This window comes from Methylophaga sp. UBA2496 (genome assembly GCF_002341635.1).
GTDB lineage: Bacteria > Pseudomonadota > Gammaproteobacteria > Nitrosococcales > Methylophagaceae > Methylophaga.
In genome coordinates this window covers 46,405-61,784 of sequence record NZ_DDOK01000009.1, presented here as the reverse complement: position 1 = coordinate 61,784, position 15,380 = coordinate 46,405, and the positions used below count along the sequence as shown (strand labels likewise).

Annotated in this window: 16 protein-coding genes; 10 read left to right on the top strand and 6 right to left on the bottom strand. The window is 45.4% G+C overall.

What is annotated here, in order from left to right; all coding sequences use genetic code 11:
- Window positions 1-108: 108 nt before the first annotated feature.
- From B2W60_RS13450 to B2W60_RS13435, 4 genes are all read left to right on the top strand, one after another.
- Window positions 109-639: a DUF3280 domain-containing protein gene (locus B2W60_RS13450; RefSeq protein WP_292359190.1), complete on the top strand. Its 531-nt coding sequence runs from the start codon at window positions 109-111 to the stop codon at window positions 637-639.
- Window positions 640-784: 145 nt separating this feature from the next.
- Window positions 785-1,246 carry a carboxymuconolactone decarboxylase family protein gene (locus B2W60_RS13445; protein WP_292359192.1) on the top strand — a complete coding sequence of 154 codons (462 nt, stop codon included), beginning with the start codon at window positions 785-787 and terminating at the stop codon, window positions 1,244-1,246.
- Between the two features lie 12 nt (window positions 1,247-1,258).
- On the top strand, window positions 1,259-1,675 hold the full coding sequence (locus tag B2W60_RS13440; RefSeq protein ID WP_292359194.1) for a cupin domain-containing protein: 417 nt from the start codon (window positions 1,259-1,261) through the stop codon (window positions 1,673-1,675).
- A 48-nt stretch (window positions 1,676-1,723) separates the two neighbouring features.
- Complete coding sequence (locus B2W60_RS13435) at window positions 1,724-2,539, top strand: AraC family transcriptional regulator (RefSeq protein ID WP_292359196.1); 816 nt, start codon at window positions 1,724-1,726, stop codon at window positions 2,537-2,539.
- 89 nt (window positions 2,540-2,628) lie between these two features.
- Here B2W60_RS13435 and B2W60_RS13430 read toward each other — a convergent pair whose 3' ends face one another.
- The 4 genes from B2W60_RS13430 to B2W60_RS13415 are packed head-to-tail and all read right to left on the bottom strand — an operon-like array spanning window position 2,629 to window position 6,502.
- Window positions 2,629-2,793, bottom strand: a complete 165-nt coding sequence (locus B2W60_RS13430; protein WP_292359198.1) for a hypothetical protein — start codon at window positions 2,791-2,793, stop codon at window positions 2,629-2,631.
- Between the two features lie 11 nt (window positions 2,794-2,804).
- A complete protein-coding gene (locus B2W60_RS13425) occupies window positions 2,805-4,172 on the bottom strand; it encodes an ammonium transporter (protein WP_292359200.1) in 1,368 nt (455 codons plus the stop codon).
- Window positions 4,173-4,197: 25 nt separating this feature from the next.
- Window positions 4,198-5,097: an ethanolamine ammonia-lyase subunit EutC gene (gene eutC / locus B2W60_RS13420; RefSeq protein ID WP_292359202.1), complete on the bottom strand. Its 900-nt coding sequence runs from the start codon at window positions 5,095-5,097 to the stop codon at window positions 4,198-4,200.
- The gene (locus tag B2W60_RS13415; protein ID WP_292359204.1) at window positions 5,090-6,502 is read right to left on the bottom strand and encodes an ethanolamine ammonia-lyase subunit EutB; all 1,413 of its coding nucleotides are present in this window, start codon (window positions 6,500-6,502) and stop codon (window positions 5,090-5,092) included. The genes eutC and B2W60_RS13415 overlap by 8 nt, the downstream gene beginning before the upstream one ends.
- Before the next feature lie 178 nt (window positions 6,503-6,680).
- Between B2W60_RS13415 and B2W60_RS13410 the strand changes: the two genes are divergently transcribed.
- Entirely contained in the window at window positions 6,681-7,682 is a 1,002-nt protein-coding gene (locus B2W60_RS13410) for a helix-turn-helix domain-containing protein (RefSeq protein ID WP_292359205.1), read from the top strand.
- Here the strand turns inward: B2W60_RS13410 and B2W60_RS13405 are convergent.
- Both B2W60_RS13405 and B2W60_RS13400 read right to left on the bottom strand, forming a co-directional pair.
- The gene (locus B2W60_RS13405; RefSeq protein WP_292359207.1) at window positions 7,669-8,034 is read right to left on the bottom strand and encodes a 5-carboxymethyl-2-hydroxymuconate Delta-isomerase; all 366 of its coding nucleotides are present in this window, start codon (window positions 8,032-8,034) and stop codon (window positions 7,669-7,671) included. The genes B2W60_RS13410 and B2W60_RS13405 overlap by 14 nt on opposite strands.
- 10 nt (window positions 8,035-8,044) lie before the next feature.
- Window positions 8,045-8,377, bottom strand: a complete 333-nt coding sequence (locus tag B2W60_RS13400; RefSeq protein ID WP_292359209.1) for a hypothetical protein — start codon at window positions 8,375-8,377, stop codon at window positions 8,045-8,047.
- Between the two features lie 115 nt (window positions 8,378-8,492).
- Between B2W60_RS13400 and B2W60_RS13395 the strand changes: the two genes are divergently transcribed.
- The 5 genes from B2W60_RS13395 (at window position 8,493) to B2W60_RS13375 (ending at window position 15,350) form a co-directional block, all read left to right on the top strand.
- Entirely contained in the window at window positions 8,493-8,858 is a 366-nt protein-coding gene (locus B2W60_RS13395) for a FlxA-like family protein (RefSeq protein ID WP_292359211.1), read from the top strand.
- A gap of 241 nt (window positions 8,859-9,099) precedes the next feature.
- The gene (locus B2W60_RS13390) at window positions 9,100-9,666 is read left to right on the top strand and encodes a glycine cleavage system protein R (RefSeq protein WP_292359212.1); all 567 of its coding nucleotides are present in this window, start codon (window positions 9,100-9,102) and stop codon (window positions 9,664-9,666) included.
- 10 nt (window positions 9,667-9,676) lie between these two features.
- Entirely contained in the window at window positions 9,677-11,050 is a 1,374-nt protein-coding gene (locus B2W60_RS13385; RefSeq protein WP_292359214.1) for a PFL family protein, read from the top strand.
- Between the two features lie 59 nt (window positions 11,051-11,109).
- The gene (locus B2W60_RS13380) at window positions 11,110-11,592 is read left to right on the top strand and encodes a hypothetical protein (protein ID WP_292359217.1); all 483 of its coding nucleotides are present in this window, start codon (window positions 11,110-11,112) and stop codon (window positions 11,590-11,592) included.
- 434 nt (window positions 11,593-12,026) lie between these two features.
- Window positions 12,027-15,350 (top strand): EAL domain-containing protein, encoded by a 3,324-nt coding sequence (locus B2W60_RS13375; protein WP_292359219.1) that lies wholly within the window; start codon window positions 12,027-12,029, stop codon window positions 15,348-15,350.
- The last annotated feature ends 30 nt before the right edge of the window (window positions 15,351-15,380 follow it).

Sequence of the window (15,380 nt, the reverse complement as noted above, 5' to 3'; positions counted from 1 at the left end):
CGGTCATCCCTATATCCGGGCAAATATCCCGCTGTTAGCAGTCAAAAAACTGTTTGGCTTGAGACTTGTCACTGTTATGGTGAAAGACACTTTTTTAAGGAGTTATACATGCTGTTTAGGACTCGTTCTATCAAATATTTTCTGATTTTTCTGTTAATGACCAGTACGGCTGTCGTCATGGCTGAGGATCATCAAAAACATGATTACAAAACGTTGGTACTGGATATTCTGATTACTGGTGATAGTACCGTCACCGGTGATAAAGCCGAGAATGCAGAAAAGATTGCTAAATTCAGTGAACACCTGCGTACCGAATTACAGGACAAAACACGGTTTACTATTATCAATGATGCTGACTCACTGGAAAAAGTGAAATCCGCTGATGAAAAGCAGGATCTGCATAACTGTAATGGTTGTGAAATTACATTGGCGAAAGAGCTTGGGGCAGAGATGGTTATTGTGCCAAATGTATTCCGGATGAGTCATTTGATTTCAACATTACATGTCGAATTTAAAGATGTTAATACCGGCAAAATGATTAAGCGTAAATCCTATGATTTTCGGGGCAATACGGATCAAGCCTGGGAACGTGCGATTAAGTACGCTATGCGCGATTTAAAAGACTGGGATAGAAATTGATCCGAATAGGCAATTTTACCTTATTTAACTGAACACGTTATTTTCAGTGCTACTAGATAAATAAATCTGATTTGACGCAAATTTACAATTCAACAAATCTGGTTACCGACATAATTCACTGCGTTATTTAAATGCGGAGTGAATTATGTCAAGAATCAACCAGGCAAAAGTTTATCGGCTGTTTCCTGCTTTACCTCAAGGACTTGGTTTAATAGCCGATGCAGTCGATAACATAATCCTGGACAAACGCCTGATCTGCTTGCTGGAAATCCGGGCTTCTCAGATAAATGGGTGTGGCTTTTGTCTGGACATGCATTTCAAACATGCTCGCGATTTGGGTGAAGATCAGCAAAGATTGGATGTCATCGCTGCATGGCGTGAAGTCCCCTGGTTCTCTGAACAGGAAGCAGCAGCACTAAACCTTTGTGAACGGCTTACACAACTACCATCCCATCAGGTATCCGAAGCAGATTATTCCGATTTAAGCCAGCATTTCTCTGAAACCGAACGGATTGCACTCGTGGCGACTATTGTGAAAATTAATAGCTGGAACAGGATAGTGGCGGCTTTCCATTTTATTCCTGAACGCAAAATACCCAATGCATAGGAGAATATGAGCATGTTAAATAAAAACAGTGTCTTTGCTATATTTATGCGGCTTGCCTTGATTATTGTGTTTTTTACGCCAGTCGTTAATGCGACCGAAATTACTGATCTCATGTCACACCACCTTCAGGCTCCATTTAATGAAGAAATTGAGATGATAAAGGTACGGTATGCCCCAGGAGAAAAATCTGAACCCCACAGACATCGCGCTCATACCTTGGTCTATATGCTTGAAGGGACAGTTGAAATGCAGGTTGAAGGTGGTGAGCTTGTCAGATTAGTTGCTGGTGATACATTTTATGAATCGCCTGAAGATATTCATCTGGTTTCTCGTAATGCCAGTGAGGAGAGTGATGCGGCGTTTTTGGTGATTTTTATCAAATCCCAAGGTGCCAAAACAGTAATCCCCTTGAATGAACTGGATGGATAAAATAAAAATACAGGGTGTTCCAGCAGGCTGAAATGGAAATGCAACCTCATGCAAACAGCTAATGACATTCAAGAGCTTGTTTATCTTGGCTATCAACGTGTTTTGCCCAGCGTCAAACTGTCGCCCTGGATCGAATGTTTCTGGTCTGCCAAAACCCAATTGCAACAACGCCACCAGGAAAAGTTATATCCAGATGGCGGCAGCAGTCTGATATTCCACTTTAAAGGTGATGCCGAGGGTAGCTGGTTTAGTGCTTTGCAAAGGTTTCACTCCATCAGTTTTGAATCAGCAGTAGATAGTTTCGGTATTCGTTTTAAACCTGGAGGTGCAAACGCATTACTGGGTTTGCCAATGAACGAAATGGTTATGGATATCTTGCCGGCGAAAGACATTCAGCTTAAAGGGCTAGATCTTTTATTTGAGCAACTGGTTCATGCCGATTTGCAAAGTCGTATCCATCTGACAGAAGCTTGGTTGCTTAAGCAATTTATAAAGCAGCGACCGGTTTCGGGGCCGGTACAACACCTTTGTCACCAATTTGAAGTTGCCGATGCAGATCTTATTTCTACCTTGAACAGAATGGGAATAACCCGTCGGCAAGCAGAGCGCTATTTTTACCATCAGGTGGGTATTGCACCCAATCAGCTCAAAATGCTATTGAGAATTAAGAAAGCTCGACATCTACTCAAACTGAATCCTGAGCAACTACTGGTGGAAACGGCATTAAATTGTGGGTACTTTGATCAGGCGCATTTTACCCATCATTTTAAAAAAATTACCGGTTATGGACCAGGCCAATACAGGCTAAAACAGCAAAACCGAATTTTTAATAAAGAAATGATTATTCAGGTGGTGCATAAATAGTGATAGCTTCGAATGGAATAACCCCAGCCTGAAGCCGGGGTTATTATTAACAGATACATCAGTAAACCCTGCAAAAGCAGGAATCAATGCTATTTGATTTTTTCAAATGCCGCATTTTCATGGCGGATGATGGAGATAATCAAGCCAACAAGAATCGCCGCAGCGCCAAGGGCAAATAACACCAATGCAAATGGATTATCTGCAAAGGTAAAGTAGGCACTGACGTTTTCCCAGGTTGTAATTGAACTTCCCATAATAAAGCTCCTTATGCTTCAGAACTGGCTAATTTATTTGGTACTTCACTGGTAGTCATTGCCGTCATTGCTGGAACGCTACCTTCAGGGTATGGCTTGGCGAGAATTTCCACTTCATCAATACCAATATCTTCACAGGCTTCAGGCACCCGCAGGATATTGGCTTTTTTCAGTAACAGCGATAAACCATACCCTGGAACAAAACCCATCAGCCCCATTACCGCCGCACCGATTAACTGACCGGTAAAGCTGATTGCAGGCAACCCTTCAATGTTGGGTGTTCCACCAGCAAACACGCCAACCATGACTAATGCGGCCAAACCTGTAAATCCATGGACAGTTACGGCGCCGACGGCATCATCAATACCGCGTTTTTCAAGGAATTTAGCAAATTGGATAGCGACAATGCCGGTGCAAACGGCAATGATGAAAGCCAGTGAAGGAGAATAGAGATCCAGACCGGCAGCCACTGAAATAATACCGACCAGACCACCTGACATGGTCCAGAAAGGATCACGTGTTGCGATGTAGCAACCAATGATGCCACCGGCAAATCCCATCAGCGTATTGAAGGCGAATGCTGACAGGTTCGTTGGTGTACCATAAATCGTACTCCAACCTGTCTCGCCACCATTGAAGATGATGCAGCCACCAAGGAAACCAAAGAAGCCAAAGATAATCATCATCAGACCAATCAATGTCATTGGCAGACTGTGTGGTGAAATGATTTGTGGTACGCCGTTGATAAATTTGCCTTTACGAGCGCCCAGATTCATTAATACACCTAATGTAAAGAAACCGGCTACAGCATGCACAACGCCCGATGCACCGAGATCGTGGTAACCAAATTTGGTTAATAACCAGCCATCTGGATGCCAGCCCCATGCACCTGCCATAATCCAGACCACACCTCCGAGGAAGATAGTCAGAATCAAAAAGGAACTGACGCGTATCCGTTCAATGACGGCCCCGGAGAGTATTGAGCCCGTGGTCGCACCAAATAAAGCAAACGCAGCCCAGAATATGCCGGTTCCCATATCCTGAACATCCGGTCCCATACTAGCGGACCAGGGCAGTGCTGCTGCAGCTTCAATCGGCACAAAGCCATTTGGAAAAGCGTTATAAATCCACCAGCCGAACAGGTAAAAAGCCGGAATAATCACTGCAATAGCAAGAATATTCTTGATACCGGCGGCTAACGCATTTTTACTTCGTGAAGCACCCATTTCATAAGCCAGAAAGCCAGCATGAATCATTAACATGATGGCAGTACACCACCAGTAAAAAACTTCTATATTCATGGCCTGATGCATTTCAAACACAGCTTGCTGGGCATCCAAAGCTGCCTGCAAGGATTCTAGTGTTGGCGAGTTTTCCATCTTACTATCCTCTTTTTAGTTAAAGTCATTTCCCATTCACCCCTTTTCGGTCAACGTTGTTGTCCAGCAAAAAGCTGGTTTGAACGGCGCTGCTATCAATGATCTTCTCAGTTGAACGATCCTTGATAGCAACCCCAGAACACTGGAGTCTGCGAGCTTCGCTTAGCAGATAGAGACATTTATGTGCAGCCGCAGCATAAGAAAGGCCTGCCAGCCGTACATTGGAAATGCAGTTACGCTTGTCATCGGTCAGGCCTCTTTTGGGCGACCAGGTCAGATATAAGCCAAGGCTGTCAGGTGAACTGAGACCGGGACGTTCACCAATAAGAATCAACACCGCCCGGGCATTCAACGCTTCACCGATATCATCACCAATGGCCACTCGGCCTTGATTGACCAGGCTGATTGGCGCCAGGGAAAAGTCTGGAATTTCTTTCAGCAGTAACGGCAATAAACTGGCAATAAACTTCACCGCATTTTGGTGAATGGCCTTTGCAGATAATCCATCGGCAATCACTAAAGCCAGGTCGTAAGGAGTGTTGGTGTAATGCGGTTTCAAACTGGCAAAACCCGCTTCATCTAGCTGACGGCCATAGTCCGGACGTTGCAAATAAGTCACGCGATCAATGGCTTTGCTGTGTAATACCAGTGATTGTTGTGAATTGATTTGTGGAAATTCTTGCTGCAGTTGTTTTAGCTGTTGTTGTAGGGTTTCGATATCCAGTTCGGTATGCACGGCATCACGCGCCTGAGCATGAGCTAATTGAAATTCGAGGGTTTCACGAGTTGGGGTGCTGACACCGGCTCTGCCAATACCAATTCGAGCAGCCGTAAATTGTCTGAGTTGACGCCATGGGTTATGAGTGATCAGGCTATCGGCTGCCTGTTCGTCATCAACAATCAACATGTTGGTAACTTCAACCATGATAATGTTTCACGGCGGAATGACTCAGTGTGCCAGCAAAGGCGGGGGGGAAATGATTGCTCAAGCAGGCCATCCCGGCATTGCTCATGATCTGCATCTTTTCCAGCCACGCTTCGAATTCCGGCGCAGCACCCAAACCCAAAACACGGCGGGCATACAAAGCATCATGAAAAGATGTTGTCTGATAATTGAGCATGATGTCGTCTGAGCCGGGAATGCCCATCACAAACGAACATCCAGCCGTACCGAGTAAGGTCAGCAGATTATCCATATCATTCTGATCGGCTTCGGCATGATTGGTGTAGCAGACATCGCAGCCCATTGGTAGCCCCAGTAACTTGCCACAGAAATGATCTTCCAGACCCGCACGAATAATCTCCTTTCCATCAAACAAATATTCAGGACCAATAAAGCCGACGACAGTATTGACCAGTAATGGCTTGAATTTACGAGCCACGGCGTAGGCGCGAGCTTCGCAGGTTTGTTGATCCAGACCATGATGGGCATTGGCTGACAGCGAACTGCCTTGTCCGGTTTCGAAATACATGACGTTCTGTCCGACCGTGCCACGATTAAGTGACAAAGCGGCTTGCTGAGCTTCAGCTAATATCGCCAGATTAAAGCCAAAGCTGCTATTGGTTTTTTCGGTACCGCCGATCGATTGAAATACCAGATCCACCGGCGCACCGTTTTCGATGCATTCCAGGGTGTTAGTGACGTGGGTCAAAACGCAGGATTGAGTCGGGATCTCATATAAGGAAATCACTTCATCCATCAAACACATCAAACGAGTGGCCTGAGTCACATTATCAGTTGCCGGATTAATGCCAATAACCGCATCACCAGAACCGTAAAGCAGACCATCCAGCATGCTGGCGGCGATGCCATTGACATCATCCGTCGGATGATTGGGTTGCAGACGGGTAGATAAACGTTTTGGCAGACCAATGGTGTTGCGAAAAGAAGTAACCACCTGACATTTCTGAGCCACCAGAATCAGATCCTGATTACGCATGATTTTGCTGACTGCAGCCGCCATTTCCGGGGTCACACCGGGACTGACCTGATTTAGTTTTTCGGTATCAGTTGCATCGGTCAGTAGCCAGTTACGAAAATCGCCGACAGTCAGATGTGAAATAGTCGAAAACGCCTGGACATCATGTTCATCGATAATTAATCGGGTGATTTCATCCTCTTCATAAGGCACTAAAGTTTCATTCAGAAAGGTTTTCAATGGCACTTCAGCCAACAGTAACTGGGCAACTGCACGTTGCTCTGCTGTTTCCGCAATAACACCCGCCAACCGGTCTCCAGATCGAGCAGGGGATGCCTTAGCCATCAGATCTGCCAGGTTGGCAAATTGATAGGTTTTGCTGCCCAATTGGTAACGATAGCTCTGGCCCATAAATTTCTTTAAATCCAAGTGGATGGAATAAAAATTGCCTGTGAATAAACAAAGTTTACAAATGATTAATGCGATATCTGTACCCAGCGAATATCGAAAATCGGCAAAAAAATATTAGGTTTATATTCAGTTACTTACTTAGCTGCGGGCGGCTTTATTACTAAAACAGGTAAAGCAAATGACAGACGAACTGGCAAAATTTGCACCTAAACAAAGCGGGGTTGTATCGAAATGGTGCGTTCTGGAGGCAACGGATGCGGATGAGCAGGCGCATAATCTGAAAGACTGGCAACAGCAATATGACCAGATGAGTCATGGGCGTTTTTACGGCAGAATTGAAGAAGTACGCTTTGAATCAATACATGCATTTCGTGAGCACACCAGTCAAACGGTGAGGCAACAATGCAATGTCTGGCCAAATGCAATCTGGTTGGGACTGTCAGCAGATGAAAAGTCTTGTCGCATTAACGGTCATCATATTAGTCGGGATCATGTGATGATTCGGCCAGGCAATACGCAGTTTGAACTGGTCACCCCAGAGCAATTTAATATTTTTGGCATTGTAGTCAATCAGGACAACTTGAACGAAGTCGCCTGTGAGAACGGAATAAAACTGGATAACAGCCTGTTTCATTCACCATTAAGGGTATGGCACTCAGCCAAACTTAATTCTCTGCGATATTTGCTTAATGAGGTATTGAAACCTCAGCAGGACAGGCTGAGCAGACATCATCAGGAAGAGATATTAATGATGGCTGTGCTGGAAATTTTGCAACAAAACGAACAGAAGATTCCCCAAAAGCCAAGCTTTGCCAAACGTCGTGCAGTTGTGCAAAAAGTGACGACTTATCTGGAAGAACATCATGACAAACCCATAACGATTACGGATATGTGTCACCTGGCACATGTCAGTCGACGTACTTTGCAATACTGTTTTGAAGATGTAATGGGAATCAGTCCGTTGAAGTGTGTACGAATTTCGCGGCTTAATGCGGTAAGACGAGTTTTGCTGGAGGGGTTACAGAAAGACGAAACCATTTCGATGATCGCGCAGCAACACGGTTTTTTTCATGCTGGTCAGTTTACGCAAGACTACACCAATCTGTTTGGAGAGAATCCATCCGTCACGGCAATGCGTCATCAGCAATTACCGCACATCAAGCTGGTTATTCACGACTAACAAAACCCTGGATTACAGAGTGTTTGGCATAGCTTTCGCTATGCATATCAACCGCCTCAACCGTTAATGTTATTGCCGACAATTTGATATTTTCCAGAGCTTGCAGGATCCCCGCTGTTAGCCGTTGCTTCTGTAGCACTGTACGGCCACTATGCAGCCTGATGGTTACATGAATAAAGTCATGATACTCAACAGCCAGTTGAAAATAATCGTATGCCAGGGCACGCGTTTTGATGTGTGATGTATCAAATAATCCCGAATCCAGCGTAGCCTGATGCACAACATCAACCAGAAGGGACGGCGACAGGGCCGATTCCAAACTGCTGGAATATTCGATGATGCAATGTGGCAACGCTAATTCCTTACCTGAGCAGTAGATAGAGACAAATCAAAATAGCTACTGTCGATAGCCCAAACGATATAAACAGCAGAGTACGATAAGTTGCAACCTGCTTTTTGGCCTGTTCAGCAGCGGTTTCAAATCCGCTAATCGCTTGCTGCATGTTCTCGGCAAGGACATGAATGGATTGGGCATTCTGCGTCGCCGCCTCCTGTAATTCTTCGATCTGCTTTACCAGAACCGGATCAGCCTTAACGGTTTCAGGTTTAGCGGTAAAGGCAGGAATGGCATAGGCCGCAACCTGGGCGACATACGGTGCGACTGCTTTGATAATGGGTAAAAATTGAATGGCCATAAAGCAACCCGTGATTAAGTAAGCGAAACGTGGTTTTTTAATAAGCCGGCAGAAAAATTAACGTTATTCTGATAAATGCCGACATTGTGATTGATCTGTTTATGGAAACTCTATCATGAGTATAGGGATTACTGTCGACATGCGTTCTCTCTCTGCTTCCGGTCAATCGGTTGTGAGTGATAATAAATCAGCTGGCCGTTCGCTAGAGTCCAGAATAGCGGCATTAAAACAAAAACTCGTCGATCTGTTTGAAGAGCTGAAACAGGCGAGTCAGGAAAGAACGCCCAAGACAGTCGATAAGATCAAAATGATTCAAATGCAAATCCAGGTCACCCAGGCCCAGATAATGCAGCTAGAAGCGATGCAGCAGCAAAAATTGCAAAATGAGCAGCGTGCCAAACGTGAAGATAATGCAATCAATCATAAAGTTGCGATTGATAAAGAGCCGACATTCAGTAGAAAATTAGATACCTATATCTAATCACAGCTCATTAAGTGAAAACCGTCATTGAATTACGCTGTTTTGCCCTCATTTGTTAAGCTATCCGACTTAATCATTATCTGCATACCGTATTCCCCTAATGAAAAACGGCATTATAAATTCGATGCACATTGCGATATTGTCGCAAAGCCGTTGTCTATTTAGCTTCCGGTAGCCATCGTTGATAACTGGCATTGCCCATTTTAGATTTTCATCCATCGATCTCATACAAGGAGACATCGTGAATAAGGCACTTATTTCGGTTCTTGGCACTGACCAACCCGGCATTATGGCGGCGGTCGCCACTGTCATCACTGAACATGGCGGTAATATAGAAAACCTCAGTCAAACGTTGCTTCAATCAGTATTCGGCGCGTTATTAATGGTGTCGATGCCCGAAGAAAAACAGTGCGAAGAGCTTCATCAGGCGCTTCAGCAAGTTGGTCAGAAGATGCGACTGTCGATCCATGTCGATCCCTGGGATGAGCAATTAACCCCCTGGCAGGAAAATACACCTGAAGTTCAGCCCTACATCCTGACCGTCATCGGGCCTGATCGTCGTGGACTGGTGGCAGAAGTGTCTACCCATCTGGCGCAACATGGCGTTAATATCACGAATATTCAGGCAATATTTAAGGGCGGCAAAAACCCGATGGATAATCTGATGGTGTTTGAAGTTGATGTACCGCGTTCAACCGTTATGCAGGATCTGCGTGACGCGTTAGAGGAAGTCGGTCAAAGACTGGATATCGAAATCGATACACAGCATCGCAAGATTTTCGAATCCGTGAGCAACATCAGCAATTAAGGAAACCCTCATGCTCAACGAAAAAGATATTATTTCAACCCTGATGATGGTGCGGGAACAAAACCTGGATCTTCGCACCGTGACTGTTGGCATCAACCTGACGGATTGTGTCAGTCATGATCTGGAAACGTTCAAACGTAAAATTTACGACAAAATCACTCGTTACGCTGGCCAATTGGTCGCTTCCTGTAACCGTATCGAAAGACGCTATGGCATTGAAGTTGCCAACAAACGTATTTCCATTAGTCCAATCGGTGTGGTGGGTGCGCCTTTCAGTTCAAAGCAATTAGTGGAGGTGGCCGTTACGCTTGATAAGGCAGCACATGAACTGGGTGTGGATTTTATCGGTGGATTTACTGCGCTGGTAGAGAAGGGCATGAGTAAAGGTGATCAGGCTTTGATCGAAGCGATTCCCCAGGCGCTGACTGAAACGCAACGCATCTGCTCATCAGTCAATGTTGCCAGTACCCGTGCCGGTATCAATATGGATGCCATTCTCAAGATGGGACAAATCATTAAACAGGCTGCAGAACTCACCGCTGATGATGATGGCCTGGCCGCTGCTAAATTAGTGGTGTTTGCCAATATTCCGCAGGATGTACCGTTTATGGCGGGTGCTTATCTAGGTATCGGTGAGGCAGATGCCGTTGTCAGTGTAGGGGTGAGTGGACCGGGCGTAGTGAAAGCCGCTTTGGAAAAAGCCCTGGCTGAAGATGACAATATGGATCTGAGCCGTGCGGCGGACGTGATTAAACAAACGGCTGCCAGATTAACTCGTGCCGGTGAGCTGGTTGGCCGCGAAGTGGCACAATTACTTAATCTGCCATTTGGTATTGTCGACTTGTCTCTGGCACCTACACCGAATCGTAATGACAGTGTTGGCGAAATCTTTGAAGCGATTGGCATACCGGCATTTGGTGCGCCAGGCAGTACCGCGTTTTTATCCATGTTGAATGATGCCGTTAAAAAAGGTGGCGCCTTTGCCAGTTCACATGTGGGCGGATTGAGTGGTGCGTTTATTCCGGTTTGTGAAGATCTGACCATTGCTGAGTCAGCAGCCAATGGCACCTTGAGTCTGGAAAAACTTGAAGCCATGACCGCTGTCTGTTCTGTCGGTCTGGATATGGTGGCAATCCCGGGTGATACCTCAGCTGAAATGATTTCAGCAATCATTGCGGATGAAATGGCCATCGGTGTTATCAATAAGAAAACGACAGCCGCAAGGTTGATTCCTGCGCCTGGCAAAAAAGCTGGTGATATTGTGCGTTTCGGTGGTTTATTGGGTGAAGGCCCGGTGATGGCCGTCAATATGGGCAGTCATGAAAATCGCTTTGTACGATTGGGTGGACGAATTCCTGCGCCGATTCAAAGTCTGGTCAACTAGCGAATGACCCCATACCAGTCAGTCAGCTGGTGTGGGGGATCAACACCCGAATATTCATCATGAAAAAACTGGTTCTGCAAATCATCATTCGGCAGTGGGATAAATCTCAGCTTTCAGAACAACATATTGAACAACGGCAAGCCTTACCCGGGCGATATCCCATTAGTTCTTCGGCACAAATGCTCTTTGATGGGCGGGTGTTGCTGGATCAGCAGGGTGACGATGTGATGGGCAATCGTATTCGTTGTCAGTTGGTGGAAAATGCTGTGTTGATTGACCGTTTCAGGTTTGATCTGGATGTCCAGACAGTCGAGTTTAAAGCCCGACTGCAGGTCGATGAACAGCCCAAATTACTCGCCACACTAAATAACGGATGGATGCAGTTTCAGTACCAATGGCGCTACCGGGTTGAGCAAGGCGGTTTTATTTACTGGCTTTATGAAAACCTGATCATCAATGCCTGTTTTGTTGAAAAAAACGAGGTAACTATTTTTATGAACTCGACACCGAATCAACGGTTTTTTCACCTCTTACCAAACTAGCCTTTAACCTATACTCCCTGAGCAAGGCATAAATATATCGTTGCTAACATGAACATGTTCAGTTGAATACGCTATGCTTAATTTTGCGATGGAGTGCATAGGTTTTTTTGATTAACAGGCTTACAATGCCATTCCATATCTACAGCCCGAAATATTTTTATTTCTTAAGGGGCAGTCTCTATAGTCAGAGAAAACATCCTTTTTTGGGGCAGGAATACCCCTTGTAATAATAGGGGAATATGCCTAATATTTCTTTAAATTTAGGTGTGTGCAGGATGCCTCAACTATTCATTCGATTGCTTTTTAACGGTCTGACCGGATCCAAAAATCTGTATACAAAACCCTTAAATCAATAGTTAAGTTTTAATCAAAGACAAGGTGTTAACCGTATTTTTAATGAATTCCACAGCCAAAATATTTCCAGAAAGATATCTGTGAATAATCGTTTAGCAGATACGTTGCCGGTTGCCATTGTGAAGTTTTGCCTGCAGGCCAGAAATCGGATAGCCATACTCGACAGTACAGCCGGCCTAATTGATATTTTCGGTATTACCCATACCGAGATCATCAAAGATTCCTCTCTGGCCTGGGAGTACGTTCATCCTGATGATCAGGCCAATATACTGCAGGAATTGCATGCCTCGGCACTGACGATGCAACCCGTTAACATACGGTGGCGGGTATTAAATCCTGTAAAAGGCGAGATTCTGGTGGACTGCAAGGCCTTGCCTGAAGCAGATGAAGATACCGAAACGGGTATTGTCTGGCATGGGTATTTTCAGGACATCACCGAGGCTGGACGCAATGAACAGGAACATCAGGCGCATCTGCATTTTCTGGAATCTCTGGATCAAGTCAATCGAGCCATTCAGGGCACCAATAATCTTGAAAAGATGATGAGTGATGTTCTTGAAGCGATTCTCAACTGTTTTGGTTGTGATCGCGCATGGCTCATTTATCCCTGTGATCCGGAGAGTGCTTCGTGGAGTGTGCCCATGGAACAGACTCATCCTGATTACCCTGGCGGTTTTGCGGCAGGGATTGACTACCCCATGACAACGGAATCTGCCGCGGCAATAAATGCGTATCTGAGCTCAAGTGAGCCAGTTACGTTGATTACGGATATCGAAAGTCCTGACTCGCCCGACTTTCTGAGGGATTATCAGGTGCGGTCATTAATTGGCACGGCAATCTATCCCAAAATAGGTAAACCATGGGTGTTTGGCTTACACCAATGTTCGTATCAACGTGTCTGGACCAGTGAAGAAAAACGTTTATTCAGTGAAATCGGTCATCGTTTATCGGATGGGTTGACCAGTTTGCTGATATATCGTGAGCAACGTGAAAGTGATGAGCGTTTTCGCCAGGCGTTTGAATTTGCAGCCATCGGCATGGGAATATTATCGTTAAACGGACAATGGTTGCGTGCCAACCAATCTATCTATGAAATGTTTGGTTATTCTGAAGAAGAATTGCGACAGATGACCTATCAGGAAATGACGCATCCTGACGATTTGCTAAGAGGGAAAGAGGATGTCACCAGACTGATAGCTGGCGAACTTTCCTTTATTCAGCTTGAAAAACGCTATCGACATCAGAACGGTCAGTATTTTTGGGCGAGGCTGACGACCAGTATTGTTCGGGACAGGAATAACCAGCCACTCTATTTTGTATCGCAGATAGAAAATATTGATCAGCATAAAAAGGCCGATCAAAGTATTGCCTTGCTGAACTTTGCCATTAACCAGGTAAAGGAATGTATTTATCTGTTAGACAAGAACGCACGCATTCGTTATGTAAATGATGAGACTTGTCATGCGATGGGTTACAGCCGTGAAGAACTCTTGCAAATGACGGTGCACGATGTTGATCCAGAAACGCCTGAAGATCGCTGGGGCGAGCATTGGGAAGAGCTCAAACAGGAACATTCAATCCGTTTAGAAACAAAACACCGGACAAAGTCAGGCAAAATTATTCCAATCGAAGTAAATGCTAATTATTTTGAATATAACGGCATCGGCTACAATCTTGCGCTGACACATGACATCACGGAAAGAAAGGCCGTTGAAAACGCATTACAGGAACAGGAGGAACGTTTTCGTCAGCTTGCCGAGAATATTGAAGAGGTCGTGTGGCTGTCCGATCTGGCGATGGGTCAAATTCTTTACATTAGCCCGGCTTATGAAGCAATCTGGGGCAGAAGTTGCGAAAGCCTCTACGAAAACCCCGCATCCTGGCTGGAAACCATCCATCCTGAAGATATCGATTATGTCAGACAAGCACTGACTGAAGGCAGAGTCAGTGGGGAATACGATATAGAATTTCGGATTATTCGTCCGGATCATGCCATCAAACATATTCACCAACGGGCCTTTGCGATTGAAAATGAAGCGGGTGAAATTTACCGGGTTGCGGGTACTGCTCAGGACATTACTGAACGTAAGGAACAGGAAGCCCATATAGAATATCTTGCCTATCATGACTCATTGACGGCTTTGCCCAACCGGTTACTGACCATGAATCGTCTTGAGCATGCGATTACCCACACCATCCGTCATTCAAAAACATTAGCCGTTCTGTTTCTGGATTTGGATCGTTTCAAAAACATTAATGACTCTCTGGGTCATCAAACCGGTGATTTATTATTGCAACAGGTCGGTGCCCGTCTGTCTCAGATATTAAGGGAAGAAGATACCATCGGCCGTGTCGGTGGTGATGAGTTCCTGATTCTGCTGCCCAGCCTTGTCGGCCCGGATGATGCGGCACATGTTGCCAGCAAACTGATAAATATACTGTCGCTACCGTTCAGTGTGTTGGGCCGTCAGCTGCATATCAATGCCAGTATTGGTATCAGTCTGTGTCCACGGGATGCCAATAATGCTGACTTATTAGTCAAATATGCAGATACCTCCCTGTATCTGGCCAAAGAGCATGGAAGAGGGATTTTCCGTTTCTTCAGTCCGGAATTGGATCAAAAGGTTCATGCGCGGCTGCAACTGGAAAACGATCTTCGTTTTGCATTAGAGCGAAACCAGCTTTATCTGCATTATCAACCGTTGATGGATCTGGACACGGGGGAATGTATTGGTACAGAAGCGTTATTGAGATGGTCACATCCTGAAATCGGCATCATTTCACCCGCAGACTTTATTCCCGTTGCAGAAGAAACCGGGCTGATCTTACCCATCGGAGATTGGGTTTTACGCACAGCCTGCGCTCAGGCAAAAGCGTGGTTTGATGCCGGAAAAACAAATTTCAGAATGGCGGTCAACCTGTCACGCCGACAACTTGATTCTGTTGGTTTAGCGATTGATGTCAGACAAATCCTCAACGAAACCGGATGCCCGGCCCATTTGCTGGAACTGGAAGTCACTGAATCAAGTGCCATGCAAAACCCGGAACAGGCAATTGTCATATTAAACTCATTACATGAAATGGGAATTTGTCTGGCATTGGATGATTATGGCACCGGTTATTCAAGTCTCGCTTACTTAAAACGCTTTCCGTTTGACCGGCTTAAAATTGATCGCTCATTTATTGATGGTATTCCTGATGATGCGGATGATATGAGTATCGTGCAGACAACAATTGTTCTGGCACGGCAGTTACGCCTTCATGTCATCGCTGAAGGGGTGGAAACGCAGGCTCAATGTGACTTTCTTAAGCAAAATGGATGTGATGAAATTCAGGGATACCTGTATGCCAGACCCATGTCGAGTGAAGATGTGGAAAAGCGTTTTGGGCTGTATAAAACATAGAAAAGAACCGGCGGGCCGAAGCCCGCCCTA

Excerpts from the sequence above, each read along its gene's own strand:
- B2W60_RS13445 (WP_292359192.1), top strand. The coding sequence starts at position 785 with ATGTCAAGAATCAACCAGGCAAAAGTTTATCGGCTGTTTCCTGCTTTA.
- B2W60_RS13415 (WP_292359204.1), bottom strand. The coding sequence starts at position 6,502 with ATGGGCCAGAGCTATCGTTACCAATTGGGCAGCAAAACCTATCAATTT.
- B2W60_RS13450 (WP_292359190.1), top strand. The coding sequence starts at position 109 with ATGCTGTTTAGGACTCGTTCTATCAAATATTTTCTGATTTTTCTGTTA.
- B2W60_RS13435 (WP_292359196.1), top strand. The coding sequence starts at position 1,724 with ATGCAAACAGCTAATGACATTCAAGAGCTTGTTTATCTTGGCTATCAA.
- B2W60_RS13385 (WP_292359214.1), top strand. The coding sequence starts at position 9,677 with ATGCTCAACGAAAAAGATATTATTTCAACCCTGATGATGGTGCGGGAA.
- B2W60_RS13430 (WP_292359198.1), bottom strand. The coding sequence starts at position 2,793 with ATGGGAAGTTCAATTACAACCTGGGAAAACGTCAGTGCCTACTTTACC.
- B2W60_RS13400 (WP_292359209.1), bottom strand. The coding sequence starts at position 8,377 with ATGGCCATTCAATTTTTACCCATTATCAAAGCAGTCGCACCGTATGTC.
- eutC (WP_292359202.1), bottom strand. The coding sequence starts at position 5,097 with ATGGTTGAAGTTACCAACATGTTGATTGTTGATGACGAACAGGCAGCC.
- B2W60_RS13380 (WP_292359217.1), top strand. The coding sequence starts at position 11,110 with ATGAAAAAACTGGTTCTGCAAATCATCATTCGGCAGTGGGATAAATCT.
- B2W60_RS13440 (WP_292359194.1), top strand. The coding sequence starts at position 1,259 with ATGTTAAATAAAAACAGTGTCTTTGCTATATTTATGCGGCTTGCCTTG.
- B2W60_RS13425 (WP_292359200.1), bottom strand. The coding sequence starts at position 4,172 with ATGGAAAACTCGCCAACACTAGAATCCTTGCAGGCAGCTTTGGATGCC.
- B2W60_RS13395 (WP_292359211.1), top strand. The coding sequence starts at position 8,493 with ATGAGTATAGGGATTACTGTCGACATGCGTTCTCTCTCTGCTTCCGGT.
- B2W60_RS13410 (WP_292359205.1), top strand. The coding sequence starts at position 6,681 with ATGACAGACGAACTGGCAAAATTTGCACCTAAACAAAGCGGGGTTGTA.